This is a genomic window from Streptomyces sp. NPDC054847 (genome assembly GCF_053610925.1).
This window is the reverse complement of sequence record NZ_JBSGZJ010000185.1, coordinates 1-12,813: the sequence shown is the minus strand read 5'-3', so window position 1 is coordinate 12,813 and position 12,813 is coordinate 1. Positions and strand designations below refer to the sequence as shown.

Annotated in this window: 12 protein-coding genes; 4 read left to right on the top strand and 8 right to left on the bottom strand. The window is 73.4% G+C overall.

Going from position 1 to position 12,813, the window contains the following annotated elements; translation table 11 throughout:
- The first annotated feature begins 125 nt into the window (after positions 1-125).
- Positions 126-308, top strand: coding sequence for a DUF6104 family protein (locus ACWGH4_RS19440; protein ID WP_005312030.1), 183 nt, complete (start codon positions 126-128; stop codon positions 306-308).
- 65 nt (positions 309-373) lie between these two features.
- Here ACWGH4_RS19440 and ACWGH4_RS19435 read toward each other — a convergent pair whose 3' ends face one another.
- Positions 374-1,132, bottom strand: coding sequence for a hypothetical protein (locus ACWGH4_RS19435; RefSeq protein WP_453462255.1), 759 nt, complete (start codon positions 1,130-1,132; stop codon positions 374-376).
- A 173-nt stretch (positions 1,133-1,305) separates the two neighbouring features.
- Here ACWGH4_RS19435 and ACWGH4_RS19430 point away from each other — a divergent pair, with 173 nt between their 5' ends.
- Entirely contained in the window at positions 1,306-2,175 is an 870-nt protein-coding gene (locus tag ACWGH4_RS19430; protein WP_453462252.1) for a DUF4097 family beta strand repeat-containing protein, read from the top strand.
- Position 2,176: 1 nt separating this feature from the next.
- Positions 2,177-3,181, top strand: a complete 1,005-nt coding sequence (locus tag ACWGH4_RS19425) for a helix-turn-helix transcriptional regulator (RefSeq protein WP_453462249.1) — start codon at positions 2,177-2,179, stop codon at positions 3,179-3,181.
- Between the two features lie 135 nt (positions 3,182-3,316).
- On the opposite strand, the gene ACWGH4_RS19420 is transcribed toward ACWGH4_RS19425, so the two are convergent.
- From ACWGH4_RS19420 to ACWGH4_RS19410, 3 genes are read right to left on the bottom strand one after another with little or no spacing between them, the layout of a single operon-like run.
- Positions 3,317-3,889: a Clp protease N-terminal domain-containing protein gene (locus ACWGH4_RS19420; protein ID WP_453462246.1), complete on the bottom strand. Its 573-nt coding sequence runs from the start codon at positions 3,887-3,889 to the stop codon at positions 3,317-3,319.
- Positions 3,889-4,098, bottom strand: coding sequence for a helix-turn-helix domain-containing protein (locus tag ACWGH4_RS19415; protein WP_159687353.1), 210 nt, complete (start codon positions 4,096-4,098; stop codon positions 3,889-3,891). Before ACWGH4_RS19415 ends, ACWGH4_RS19420 begins: the two co-directional genes overlap by 1 nt.
- A 48-nt stretch (positions 4,099-4,146) precedes the next feature.
- Positions 4,147-6,903 carry an ABC transporter substrate-binding protein gene (locus ACWGH4_RS19410; protein WP_453462243.1) on the bottom strand — a complete coding sequence of 919 codons (2,757 nt, stop codon included), beginning with the start codon at positions 6,901-6,903 and terminating at the stop codon, positions 4,147-4,149.
- A gap of 118 nt (positions 6,904-7,021) precedes the next feature.
- On the opposite strand from ACWGH4_RS19410, the gene ACWGH4_RS19405 reads away from it, so the two are divergent.
- Positions 7,022-7,867 (top strand): MBL fold metallo-hydrolase, encoded by an 846-nt coding sequence (locus ACWGH4_RS19405; protein WP_453462240.1) that lies wholly within the window; start codon positions 7,022-7,024, stop codon positions 7,865-7,867.
- Here ACWGH4_RS19405 and ACWGH4_RS19400 read toward each other — a convergent pair.
- The 4 genes from ACWGH4_RS19400 to ACWGH4_RS19385 form a co-directional block, all read right to left on the bottom strand.
- Positions 7,845-9,248: a cellulase family glycosylhydrolase gene (locus ACWGH4_RS19400; protein ID WP_453462237.1), complete on the bottom strand. Its 1,404-nt coding sequence runs from the start codon at positions 9,246-9,248 to the stop codon at positions 7,845-7,847. The two genes, ACWGH4_RS19405 and ACWGH4_RS19400, sit on opposite strands and share 23 nt — an antisense overlap.
- 63 nt (positions 9,249-9,311) lie before the next feature.
- Positions 9,312-10,277, bottom strand: coding sequence for a zinc-binding dehydrogenase (locus ACWGH4_RS19395; protein ID WP_453462234.1), 966 nt, complete (start codon positions 10,275-10,277; stop codon positions 9,312-9,314).
- 63 nt (positions 10,278-10,340) lie between these two features.
- Positions 10,341-11,906: an alkaline phosphatase D family protein gene (locus ACWGH4_RS19390; protein ID WP_453462231.1), complete on the bottom strand. Its 1,566-nt coding sequence runs from the start codon at positions 11,904-11,906 to the stop codon at positions 10,341-10,343.
- Positions 11,903-12,493: a phosphoesterase gene (locus tag ACWGH4_RS19385; protein ID WP_453462228.1), complete on the bottom strand. Its 591-nt coding sequence runs from the start codon at positions 12,491-12,493 to the stop codon at positions 11,903-11,905. Before ACWGH4_RS19385 ends, ACWGH4_RS19390 begins: the two co-directional genes overlap by 4 nt.
- Between the last annotated feature and the right edge of the window lie 320 nt (positions 12,494-12,813).

Here is a 12,813-nt window from a genome sequence, read left to right as displayed (position 1 = left end):
GTGCAGGGTAGCCCCCGGCCCGTGGGGGTGGCGAGGGCCCGGCCGCCCGCGTGGGAGCCCGCCTATCATGGGTCGGCGGCCCGCGGCGGCCGCCCGTACCCCTTGCGACCTGTGACGGAGCACCCATGTACTTCACCGATCGCGGTATCGAGGAGCTGGAGAAGCGGCGCGGCGAGGAGGAGGTCACCTTCGAGTGGCTCGCCGAGCAGCTTCGGACCTTCGTCGACCTCAACCCGGACTTCGAGGTCCCCGTCGAACGCCTCGCCACCTGGCTGGCCCGCCTGGACGACGAGGACGACGAGGAGTAGGTCCGCCGTGCGGGGCCCGTCCCCGCGCCGCCCCTTTCCGGGCCTGGAGTGTGTACCGCGGCCGGTCAGGACCGCAGGCGCTCCCGTACCGGCGGGACCAGCCCGTGCCCGATGAGCACCGCCCCCGCCGCCGCCCATCCCCCGCTGCGCCGTCGCGCCCCGAGCACCACCAGTGCCAGCCCCGCCGCAAGCTGCACCGCACCCGCCGCACGGAGCCAGGAGGCGCGACGGACGGCCGGCGGTTCGGGCGGGCCGGCGGAGTCGGTCTCCTCGACGGCCGCCGCGTGTGCGGCGGTGCGGAGAGCGTCCGCCGGGGTGCCCGGCGCCAGACCGCCCGGGAGGTCGAGGCCGTGGCGGGTGAGCACGGCCGTCAGGCCGACGAGCCTGGTCCTCGCGTCGGACTGGGGGTCGGGGAGCATCAGCCGTTCCAGGGCCTGGAGGTCGAGGACCGGGTCGAGCCCGAGCCGTGCGGCGAAGGTCCGCATCGCCTCGTCCTCGCCGACGGGGGTGCCGTCGGCGAGCCAGACGTATCCGACCGGGCGGCGGAAGCCGGATGCCATGGTGAACCCGGCCCCGTCGTCGTCCCACCAGAGCGCCAGGACGGGACGGCCGGTGCCGATCGACAGTGCCGCGGCCCAGCCGCCGAGCACCGCGTCCACTGCCTCGCCGCCCTCTCGCCAGAGGCTGCCCTCGGGGACGAGCACGCTCCACTCCTGCCCGGCGGGGGCGAGGACCATCGGTTCGCGCAGCAGGCGGGCCGGGAGCCGGACGGCCGCGGGTTCGGCACGGCAGAGCATCAGGGCTCCCACGGGTGTCGCGTTCATGTCCCCACGCTAGGGCAGTTTGTCCCGTAATCGCCGCCGACGGGGCGCGTCGCCCTGCCGGGAGGCCGCCCGACGGAAAGGCACTCGCGCTTGACATCGCGACACCGCGATATATCGTGTTGCCATCGAGACGCGATATGTTGCGTCGTGGCCGGCCCCGGGAGGTCAGCACCATGGCAGAGACGACGTGGGAAGTCGCCGAGCCCCAGAAGCTCACCTTCGACGACCCGCTGACGACGCTCAATGTGCGTGTCGTCAACGGGACGGTCAACGTCGTGGGGACGGACGAAGGTTCCACCCGCCTCGAGGTCTCCGAGATCGAGGGCCCGCCCCTCGTCGTGACCAGGAACGGATCGACCCTGACCATCGCGTACGAGGACCTGCCCTGGAAGGGGTTCCTCGAGTGGCTCGACCGCAAGGGCCCCCGCCGCAGCGCCGTCGTCTCGATCGCGGTACCCGCGGCGACGACCGTGGAGGTCGGCGTCGTCGGCGCGGGCGCCGTCGTCTCCGGCGTGCGGGGCACGACCGTGGTGCGCGGCGTCAGCGGTGACACCACCCTGGTGGGGCTGGCGGGCGCCGTCCGCGCCGACACCGTCACCGGCAACGTCGAGGCCCAGTCGGTCACCGGCGACCTGCGCTACAACTCCGTCTCCGGCGACCTGACGGTGATCGACGGCGCGGGCGCCGGCGTGAAGGCCGACTCGGTCAGCGGCGACATGGTCATCGACCTCGACCCGGGCGGCAGGCCCACGGACATCCGGCTGACCACGGTCTCCGGCGAGATCGCGGTCCGGCTGCCGCACCCGGCGGACGCCCGGGTCGATGCGAACACGGCCGGCGGCGCGATCTCCAACGCCTTCGACACCCTGCGGGTCAGCGGCCAGTGGGGTGCCAAGCGGCTCACCGGAACCCTGGGCGCGGGCACCGGCACGCTCAAGGCGACCACCGTCTCCGGTTCCATCGCCCTCCTCCGCCGGCCTCCGTCGGAGGAGGATCCCCACGGGGAAACACCCGCGGACGCCCCGAGTGGGAAGGTGCTCTGACATGCCCCCCGTCTTCGCCCACGGCCGGCTCCGTCTCTACTTGCTGAAGCTGCTCGACGAGGCGCCGCGCCACGGCTACGAGGTCATCCGCCTGCTCGAGGAGCGCTTCCAGGGCCTGTACGCGCCGAGCGCCGGCACCGTCTACCCGCGGCTGGCCAAGCTGGAGGCCGAGGGGCTCGTCACCCACGCCACCGAGGGCGGCCGCAAGGTCTACTCGATCACCGACGCCGGCCGGGCGGAACTGGCCGGCCGCAGCGGCGAACTGGCCGACCTCGAACTGGAGATCCGCGACTCCGTCTCCGAACTGGCCGCCGAGATCCGCGACGACGTCCGGGGCGCGGCGGGCAAGCTGCGCAGCGAGATGCGCGCGGCGGCGACACGGACCGGCAAGAGCGGGACCGGCAAGGGCCAATGGAGCCCGGGCCGGGGGAACTTCGGCGACCTCGGGGATTTCGGCGACCTCGCGGACAGCGAGTCGTGGCGGGCCGCGAAGGAGGAGCTGAAGCGCGCCAAGCAGGAGTGGAAGGAGCAGGCGCGCCGCGCGAAGGACGAGTCGCGCCGGGCCCGCGAGGACGCACAGCAGGCGCGCCGGCAGGCACAGGAGGCCCAGGAGACCGCCCGTGCCGAGATGCAGCGGATCGCCCGGCAGGTCCAGGAGCAGGTCCAGGACCACTTCGCCCGCGGTGACTGGCCGACCGGCGTGCGGGAGGGCCTCTCGGAGCTGACCGGTCAGCTCGGCGGACTGGCGCGGGGGACGGCGTGGCCGCCGTTCGTCAAGCCCGAACCCGCGGGCGCGGACCCGGACTGGGCGAAGGAAACCGTGGACCCGGAGGACTCCGCCGACCCGGCCCGTGACCTGGAGCGGCTGCTCGACCGCTTCCGGGACGACGTACGGGACGCGGCACGGGACCACGGTGTGACGGCGGAGCAACTGGGCGAGGCCCGCCGCCATCTGTCGACGGCGGCGGCCCACATCGTGGCTCTGCTCCGCGGCGGCAAGGTCTGACCGGCGGACCGGGGCGGGCGCGGCCGGCGCAGGCGCGTCAACCGAAGCGGCCGGGTAGCGGGCTTCGGCCGGCGCAGGCGCGTCGACCGAAGCGGCCGGGTAGCGGGCGCGGTCGCGTCAGCCCGAGCGACCGGGTCAGCCGGCCCGCGCCGCGCCGCCGTCCGTCCCGCCGAACATCGCCCGTTCCAGCGCGTTGTACGTCACCCCCTGTTCGGCGAGGACCTCCGCGACGACGCCGCGGCCAGAGGCGAGGGCCAGCAGGATGTGCTCGGCGCCGATGGTCCGGTCGCGCCGTCCGAGGGCGATCCGCAGCGACTTCTCCAGGGTCGACTTCGCCTCACGGGTGAAGGCGCGGTGGCCCGACCACCAGCGCCGGTCCTTGCGGTCGCCGGCCAGCGCGCCGGCCCCGTGGGTCTCCTCGACGCTGGCGACGATCGCGCCGACGTCGATGCCCAGGCCGGCCAGGGCCTCCTCGTCCGCCTTGGTCATGCCGCCGCGCCGGCGTACGTCGGCCAGGGACGCCTCGAGGGCGGCCCGCCGGTCCATGACGCCGAGGGCCGTGAACGCGAAGGCGGTGCGTGAGCCGCCGACGTCCAGCAGGGCGAGGAGCAGATGCTCCTCGGTGACCGTGGACGAGTCGGCCCGCTCCGCGTGTGCGGTGGCGCCGGTCACCACCGCACGGGCGTCCTTGGTGAAGCGTTCGAACATCACAGCCTCCCGTGCTTCTTGTGGACCGCCTGGCGGCTGACGCCCAGCTCCGCCGCGATCTCCTGCCACGACCAGCCCTGGTTGCGGGCGCTTCTGACCTGTACGGCTTCCAGTTGCTCGAGCAGCCGCCGCAGCGCGGCGACCGCCCGCAGCCCGACGCGCGGATCGCGGTCGCCCGCGCGCTCGGCGAGTTCTGTTGCTTCGGTCATGCCTGTCAACCTACATTGACAGGCATGCAGTGTCAACCACGGTTGACATCAGGGGCAGGGATGCTTCTCCGGCCCCCAGACCTCGCGCACATCACCGCGCGCCACCGTCCCGCAGAGCAGCACCGTCCGCGACCCCTTCGCACCGCCCTGCTCCACAGCCGTCAGCTTCTTCTCCGTCAGCCGGCCGGCGCCGGCCGCCCCGTGCGCCTCGATCCGTCCGGTGGCCCCGTCGAAGCCCCCGCCGCCGAGCCCCTGGTAGAGCACCGCCTGAAGCAGCCCGCGATCGAGTCGCTCGTCGTTGCCGCCCGTTCCGCGCCACGCCTGGTCGACGCCCTCAGCCAGATAGCGCATCGCGTCCCAGGCGAGCGCCACATGGGCGTCCTGCCGCATCCCGCCGGTGCGGGCGCCGTGGTCGTCCGCGTAGGTGCGGTCGTACGCAGAGAGAAAAGCGGCGGCCTCGCCGCTCGCTCCGGACAGGGCGGGCGCCCTGCCGTGCGAGACGTAGTACAGCGTCAGCCCGGCGAACACCTCCCACGGACGGTGCTCCTCCGTCAGCGCGTTGGTGACGTCGTCGCCGCCGAGTACGGCGACCTTCGGGCAGTCGCGCGAGTCTCGCGCCAGCTCCCCCAGAAACAGCTGCAAGTGGCTGCCCCGTCCCGCCCACACCACCGCCGTGCGCGGCTCGGCCGCCACCGCACGGCAGACCTCCCGCGCCAGATCCTCCATGGCCTGGACCGAGGGCCCCACCGGGCCGCCCGGCACCGGCGAGGGCTCGGGCGCGTCCGTCGGCGTGTAGAGCAGCATGTCGGTGCGTTCGTCGCCGTACGCCGACCGGAACGCCGTCGCCAGGCTCGCGCTGTACGCGTCCGAGGGGTCGGCGATCAGCCGCACCCGCAGCGCGGTCCGGCCGTCCACCATCGCGGCGTGCTCGGCGAAGGATGCCATCACCTGGCCGGCCCGGGTGTCCGTCGGCGCGGTCTGGTAGTAGTGCTCGCCCTGGCGGAGCAGCTCGTCGGCTGTGCCGGAGGTGCCGACCATCGGCAGGCCCGCCTCGTCGAGGATGACCATCGCCTCGTAGGTGCGCCGCCGGCTCTGGCCGAAACCGACGACCCCCACGATCGAACGGTCCTTCTCCGCGAGGTCGACGATCCGCCGTGCCACCGCCGGGGCGTCCTTGAACCGGTCGCCCGCGTTCGCGGCGAGAACCCGCAGCGGCACCCGCTCACCGGTGCGCAGCGCCTGCGCGTTCACATACGCCTGAGCGAGGGCGAGACCTCGCAGTTCGGCGAGCGTGCCGCCGCGCACCGGGTCCTCCGCGTCCTTGCCGCCGCTGAGCGGCCCGAAGTACACGACGGTCCGGGAACGCGGGCGCGGGTCGTCGGCTTCGCGGCCGGAGAGCTCCTGCTCCACCTGCTCGTTCTGCTGCTCTATGCGCTGCAGCACGTCCCGTACGGCCCGCTCGCTGTCGCCCGTGCCGAAGCCCGCGGCACCCTCCGCGACACCGACGCACTGCCCGTCCGTGCCGAGGAAGGTGGAGCCGAGGCACGGGTCGGGACCGACGTTGGTGAACGGCACACCGGCGAGCAGCCCGGCGGTGACCGCGAGGGCCAGCACCCCGGCGCCGAGCGCGCCGGCCACCTCCACGCCAGGCCCCCAGCGGTGCGTGGGCGGGGCGAGCGTCGGCCAGCGGCCCAGCCAGTACGTGGCCGCCTGGTCGTCCTCCGGGCCCTCCTCGACGGGGACGACCATGCCGGAGGGGCGGCCCGGCGGGGTGCCGCGCTGGGCGATGTTGGCCAGGTCCGCCCCGGCGGCGGACAGCCCCGGGACCTCGATGTCGGGGATCCGGCTGGCGAGGGTGCGCACCCCGGCGGCCACGGCGACCACCGAAGTGCACCTCAGGTCCTCCATCGCCGAGCGCAGTTCCCTCAGGAAACGCTGGATGCGCGACTCGGCGGGTCCTGCCTCCTCCACCAGGAGCACGAAGCGGCTGACCCGGCGCCGCCGCCACGGGTCGAAGGGCCGTTTGCGACCGGCGGCCTCCAGGTCGGCGAGCAGCGCGTGCACCAGGATCCGGTCGAGCTGCTCCGGATCGCCCTCCGGGCCGCCGCCCACCAGGTCGAGGGCGGAGCGGAAGAACTCGGAGGGCGGGGTCCCCTGCTGCTGCCGTACCCACTCCGCGTACCACCGGCGGCCCCCGGACCGGCCGCGGCCCAGCATCCGGCGGTTGGCCCTGCGGCCGTACAGGGCTCGCGGCAGCCGCTGGAACAGCGGGCCTGCGATGAAATTCCACAGCAGCTCGAGCAGTGTGCCGCCGTTGGCCTGGTCCCGGCCGCCCAGCCACCACAGGCCCCGGGCGAGCCCGGAGACCTCTCGGTGCTGGGCGTAGCAGTGGTCCCGCAGCTCCCCGGGACGCCGTTCCATCAGGCCGCCGGCGGCGGGGGCGCAGACGACGGCGCGCAGCAGCCGGTAGGAGGGCAGCCGCAGCCGCCCGGTGCCCGGCGGCATCGAGGCGTCGAGCTGGAAGGCGATCTGTTCGAACAGGTCGAGCGGCGGCTCCGCCGGGTCGGCGGGCACCGCCGGTACGCAGGCATGCGGGGCGAGCCGCCCCTCCCGGCCGCGTAACCGGGTGCGCAGCCCCGCGACGATCCGGCGGCCGGCCTGCCCGTCGCCCGGCTCGCTCAGGAGCACGACGGGCACCCGGCTGCGGCTTCGCCGCGGCTGGACGACGAGCTTGTCGAAGGCGTCGACGAAGCGTTCGACGCCCGGGTACGCCGGAATCCGGCTCTGCTGATCCCCCGTTGACACTCTTCCTCCCCCTTCACGCGCGACCGCGTGGTGTCAGTGCTCGTGCCCCGCATCAGAGGGCCGCAATCGTCACGGCGGCCCTCCCCGGCGGACCGGAGGGCCGCGTACGGTGGGCCACGTGATCGACTTCCGTACAGACGCTCCTGTCGCCGGCAGCCTCGATGTCCGGTGGCACGCCGGCAGCCCGCCGCCCGGGGACGACACCGCGCCCGCGATCCAGGTGCACGCGTACAGCGAGCACACGCTGATCCTGCGCCAGAACAAGTCGGTGCACTTCGAGGCGCCGTTCCTCTACCTGCTGTTCGGCAACGAACGGGCGCTGCTGCTGGACACCGGCGCGACCGCCGACCCGGCGGCGATGCCGCTGCGCGCCACCGTCGACACGCTGGTCGGTCAATGGCTCGACCGGCACCCGCGGGAGCGGTACGGGCTGGTCGTCGCCCACACCCACGGGCACGGCGACCACATCGCGGGCGACGCGCAGTTCGCGGACCGTCCGTACACCGAGGTCGTGGGGCCGTCCCTCGACGCGGTGACGGCGTACTTCGGCTTCGAGCGGTGGCCGCTGCGGCCCACGGAACTGGATCTCGGCGGCCGGGTACTGGACCTGCTGCCCGGACCCGGCCACGAGGAGGCCGCCGTCGTCTTCCACGACCGGCACACCGGTCTGCTGCTGACCGGCGACTCGCTCTACCCGGGCCGGCTCTACGTCCGGGACATCCCTGCCTTCGCCGCCACGGTCGACCGGCTGCTGGCCTTCTGCGGGACGAACCGGGTGACCCATGTCCTCGGCTGCCACATCGAGATGACCCGCACGCCGGACAAGGACTACCCGCGCGGTACGACCCACCAGCCGGACGAGCCGCCGCTCGAGCTGACGCCGGACCATCTGCGCCGGCTGCGCGACGCGCTCGCCCGCCGCCAGGGCCCGAGCGGCGACTTCATCGTGGTGTACGAGGGCTGACCCGGACGGTGACGTGTTCGCCGGTGCGGGCGTGCACGCGCACCGTGGCCGTCCGGCCGGCTTCGACGGTACGGACCCGCGGCCAGGCACGGCCGGTCACCTCGATCCGCCAGCCGCTCGCGCGGGGCGGCACCGAGACCTCGGTGACGCCGCGCGCCGAGCGGTACTCCAGCCGGTACGTCCCGCTGTCCGGCGCGTATTCCTCGGCCGTCACCCTGCCCGCCACGGCCGGCGCGTACGGAGCGGCCGTCTGCTCCTTGTTGGTGCGGAAGCGGCCTTCCGCGTCGACCGCGCAGTAGCCGCCGCCGTAGCACCAGACGTAGCCGGCCCAGCCGGAGCCGTAGCGGTTGAGGGAGGCGAGTGCTTCCCGGTAGAAGCGGCCCATGTTCGGCAGCGCGTTGTTGAGCGGGCCCCACTCGCCGACCACGACCGGCATCCGGTACCGCGCGGGGTACTCGGTCACGGCGCGCTCGTACGCCTCGATCCAGCCCGCCGACGGGTCGTAGTCGGCGCCCGCCTCCATGGCGGTGTTGTAGAAGTGCGGGGCGTAGACCGTCTTCGGATCGTCGATCCGGCCCAGCCCGGTCGGCACGCCTTCGCCGACGATCGGCGTCGGCTCGACGAACAGCCAGGTGTCCCGGTCCACGGAACGGACCGCGTCCGCGAGCCGGTTGTACATCGGCGTGAGCTGCTCGGCCTCGATGCGCCGGGCGGCCGCCGGCAGGTCCTCGCCCTCCCGGATCTCACCCATCGGCTCGTTGATCAGGTCGTAGCCGATGACGGCGGGGTGGTCCGCGAAGCGGTCGGCCAGAACCCGCCACATCGCGGCCTGGGCGCCGCGCAGGTCGGGGTCCTGGTAGAGGTGGGTGAACGCGCGCTGGACGGCGGGCTCGAAGTATTCGGCGAACCAGTCGTCGGGATGCGGGGTGAACGGCAGCCCGTCCGTCCTGGTCGCCCACTCGGGGATGCCGCGGTGGCCGAAGGCGGGGCCGAAGACGTCCTGGTGGGCGTCGATCAGCACATGGACGCGGTAGGTGTGCGCCCAGTCCAGCACCTGGTCGATCTTGCGCAGGTACCGCTCGCTGTACCGGCCCCGCACCGGCTCCAGGTCGTCCCAGAAGACGAGGAGCCGGGCGAAGTTGAAGCCCTGGGCACGCAGGTCGCGGAAGTGCCGTTCGGTGATCGCGGACAGGGCGGCCTCGCCCCGGTGGGTCTTGTCCTCGACGTTCCAGCCGCGCAGGGTCAGGACCCGGCCGCGGTCGTCGGTCAGCCTCGGTATGCCGTCCGGCGCGGCGCCGGCCGTTGTGCCGTGTGCCCCGGCGGGCGCGGCGCAGAGCAGCAGGAGCGCGGAGACGAGGACGGCGAGCAGTCGGCGGTACATGAGGAACCTCCGGCACGGTCGTGGACCAGTGCCGGAGATCCCATCAGCAGAACTGACGAACCATCAAGAGTTGGTCAGCACAATCTTGCCGAACAGTTCACCGGTGGCCATCTTCTCGAAGCCCTCCCTGGCCCGGTCCAGCGGCAGCACCTCGTCGATGACCGGCCGCACACCCGTGGCCGCGCAGAAGGAGAGCAGGTCCTCCAGCTCGTCCTTGGAGCCCATCGTCGAGCCGACGACCTTCAGTTCGAGGAAGAAGATCCGGGTGAGTTCGGCGTGCGCGGGACGGTCACCGCTCGTCGCCCCGGAGATCACCAGGGTCCCGCCCGGCCGCAGCGACTTGACCGAGTGGGACCAGGTCGCGGCGCCGACCGTCTCGATGACGGCGTCCACCCGGCGAGGCAGCCGCGCTCCCGGCTCGTACGCCTCCTCGGCCCCCAGCTCGACGGCGCGCCTGCGCTTGGCCTCGTCGCGGCTGGTGGCGTACACCCGCAGGCCCGCTGCCTTGCCGAGCACGATCGCGGCGGTGGCCACGCCGCCGCCCGCGCCCTGGACCAGGACCGAATCACCGGGACGCACACCGGCGTTGGTGAAGAGCATCCGGTAGGCGGTGAGCCAGGCGGTCGGCAGGCAGGCGGCCTGCTCGAAGGTGAGTTCCTTCGGCTTCGGCAGCACGTTCCACGTGGGGACGCTGACCTGCTCGGCGAAGGTGCCCTGATAGCGCTCGGTGAGGATGGAACGGGGCTCGTCGGGGCCGACGCCGTGGCCGCTCTGCCCGATGACGGAGTGGAGGACCACCTCGTTCCCGTCCTCGTCGACGCCGGCGGCGTCGCAGCCGAGGATCATCGGCAGCTTGTCCTCCGCGAGACCGACCCCCCGCAGCGACCACAGGTCGTGGTGGTTGAGGGAAGCGGCCTTGACGGTCACGGTCGTCCAGCCGGGGCGGACCTGGGGTGCCGGGCGTTCGCCCAGTTCGAGGCCGTTGAGGGGCTGGTCGCGGTCGATGCGGGCGGCGTAGGCGGCGAACATGACCTTGAGAGTAGGGCGGGCCGGTGCGTGGCGGAACCACGCACCGGTGTGACACGCGTCCCGCTAGTCCCTCCGCCACTGGGCCGGCGAGTGCTTCGTCGCCGGGTCCTCGTACGAACCGGTGCTGCCCCGGTCGACGTGGAAGGTCGTCAGCGTGGTGACGGGCGACGCCGGGTCGCGGCGGTCCGCGATCACCCTCATGTGGGCGCTGAACCGCTCCGGAGTCACCTCGTACACGTCGTAGCCGTAGCGGTTGCCCTCGAAGTACTTCAGGTGCGGGTTCGCCGCGCCTATCAGCGGACCGTTCGTCCGGTTCCAGTCCGCCGAATAGGCCCCCGATGTGACGGAGTGGGCGGTGAACTCCGTGCCCACGACCGGGGACGAGAGGTCGTCGAAGTCGGTTCTGATGTCGTCGACGAACGCGGAGTGCCAGTCGCCGGTGATGACGACGAGGTCCTCGAGGCCACTGCTGTGCACATGGCCCAGCACCTCCTTGCGTTCCGCGAGGAAACCGTCCCACTGATCGGTGAACATGTACGGGCCGCCCGGCCGTCCGCGGAGCTGGCTGAGCATGATCGAGTTGGCCCAGACGTGCCACGCGTCGGGCGCCCGGTCGATGCCCCGCTTCAGCCAGGACTTCTGCTCCTCACCGAGGATCGTGCCGTCGGGAAGGTTCTGCGCGGAGCGGTACGAACGCAGGTCGAGCACCGTCAGCTCCAGCAGGTCGCCCCAGCGACGGACCCGGTGGATCTCCGGATCGGGCAGCGCGAAGGCGCTGTCGTCGCGGTGCGGCTGGTGCTCGTACCAGGCCTGGTACGCGGCGGCCTTGCGCTGCATGAACGGTGCGCCGCCGCCGGTTCCCGAGTAGTCGTTCACCACCTCGTGGTCGTCCCAGGTCAGGAACCAGGGATGGGCGGCGTGCGCCTCACGCAGGGAGGCGTCGCCCTTGTAGAGGGCATGGCGGCGGCGATAGTCGGCGACGGTGAAGACGGACGGGCCCTCGTGGTCGCGGACGTGGTCCGCGGGGACGCCGCCGACCTGGCCGTGCTCGTAGACGTAGTCACCGAGGTGGACCACGAAGTCGACGTCCTCGCGGGCGATTCCGCGGTGGGCGGCATAGAACCCGTCGTGGAACGCCTGGCAGTTGGCGGCGGCGAACCTGACCGGGCGAGTCCCCCCGGCCGGCGCGGTGCGGGTGCGGCCGACCCGGCTGGTCCTGCCCAGTGCCTTGAACGCGTACCAGTAGCGGGTGTCCGGGCGCAGCCCCGGGACGGGCACATGGACGCTGTGGCCGAGGGTCGCCGAGGCGGGGGCCGTGCCGCGGGCCACCACCTGGCGGAGTGTCCGGTCCAGGGCCACGATCCACTCGACCTCGACGACCTCCGGCAGGGGCTGCTCGGGGGCCAGCGGTTCCGGCGCGAGACGGGTCCACAGCAGGACGCTGTTCGGGAGCGGGTCGCCGGAGGCGACCCCGAGGGTGAACGGCGCCGGGTCGTAGTCGGCGCCGAGGGCCTCCGCCGCCTCGCGGGCCTGAGCGGGAGACAGCCCGGCGCTCAGCGGCCACGCCAGGTTGAGGGCGCCCACGGCTGCCGCCGCCTTGAGCAGGTTCCGTCGGTCGGTCCTGGTCACGTGCGTCCCCCCGTGGCTCCGGTCGTGGCCGCCAGAGCGAGCGATATCCCGTCGGCGTACCCGTCGTTGGACGTCCCGCCGCCGCTGCGGGTGAGGACGAGCAGCAGGCGTGCGCTGCGGGCGCCGGGCGGCACGGCGGCGGACGCGGTTCGCTCCAGCAGCCCGGTGCGCGCGCCGCGGTCCGCAGCGGTCACGGGCCCGAGCACGCTCAGCGCCACTGGCGTGCCCTTCGCGTCGCGGAACTCGACCGAGAGCCTGGCGCCGTCCTCCTGCGCGGCGTATCCGCCGAGCCAGGCGGTCAGGGTGTACCGGACCCGTCCCGCGTCGACGGCCGCCTGGCCGGTCGCGCCGGTGCCGGGCAGTTCGATGTCCTGCACGAGGGCGGTGCGGGGCGAGTCGCCGCCGCTGAAGAACCGGGAGCCGCGGCGGACGGGTCCGGGATCGGCGGGGGTCGGATAACCGGCGCCCACGCTGTACCCGACGAGCGCCGGGGCGCCCTGTGCGACGACCCAGCCGGTCACGCTGCCGACGGGCTCGGCGCTCCCTCCCGGCCCGCTCTCGGCATCGCCGTTGACGACCAGATTCACAAGGGGCCTCCTGGGGTACGTGTGCCGGCCGCCGACGCGGACCGCGGAGCATCACAGCAGCACCGGATGAACCCCGGAAGACCCCCACGGGAACACCCGCCCCGATTCGGCCACACCCCACGCACGGCCGGCGTCGCACCGCCGGAGGCGTCCCCGCCCTGTGCCCCGGCCACGGGAAGCCTCGCGTCGCATCCTGGACCCGCCCCTGCGCCCCGGCCCCACGGGAAGCCCGGTGGAGGCGCCCCCGCCGGAGGCGCGCCCGGCAAAGTCCCCCCGGACAGGAAACGGGCCGTGTCGTACCCCCGCACGGGGTACGACAC

Bases quoted from the DNA above. Each gene is read 5' to 3' on its own strand.
- ACWGH4_RS19395 (WP_453462234.1), bottom strand. From the start codon at position 10,277: ATGTTCGCCGCCTACGCCGCCCGCATCGACCGCGACCAGCCCCTCAAC.
- ACWGH4_RS19430 (WP_453462252.1), top strand. From the start codon at position 1,306: ATGGCAGAGACGACGTGGGAAGTCGCCGAGCCCCAGAAGCTCACCTTC.
- ACWGH4_RS19440 (WP_005312030.1), top strand. From the start codon at position 126: ATGTACTTCACCGATCGCGGTATCGAGGAGCTGGAGAAGCGGCGCGGC.
- ACWGH4_RS19435 (WP_453462255.1), bottom strand. From the start codon at position 1,132: ATGAACGCGACACCCGTGGGAGCCCTGATGCTCTGCCGTGCCGAACCC.
- ACWGH4_RS19420 (WP_453462246.1), bottom strand. From the start codon at position 3,889: ATGTTCGAACGCTTCACCAAGGACGCCCGTGCGGTGGTGACCGGCGCC.
- ACWGH4_RS19415 (WP_159687353.1), bottom strand. From the start codon at position 4,098: ATGACCGAAGCAACAGAACTCGCCGAGCGCGCGGGCGACCGCGATCCG.
- ACWGH4_RS19400 (WP_453462237.1), bottom strand. From the start codon at position 9,248: ATGTACCGCCGACTGCTCGCCGTCCTCGTCTCCGCGCTCCTGCTGCTC.
- ACWGH4_RS19425 (WP_453462249.1), top strand. From the start codon at position 2,177: ATGCCCCCCGTCTTCGCCCACGGCCGGCTCCGTCTCTACTTGCTGAAG.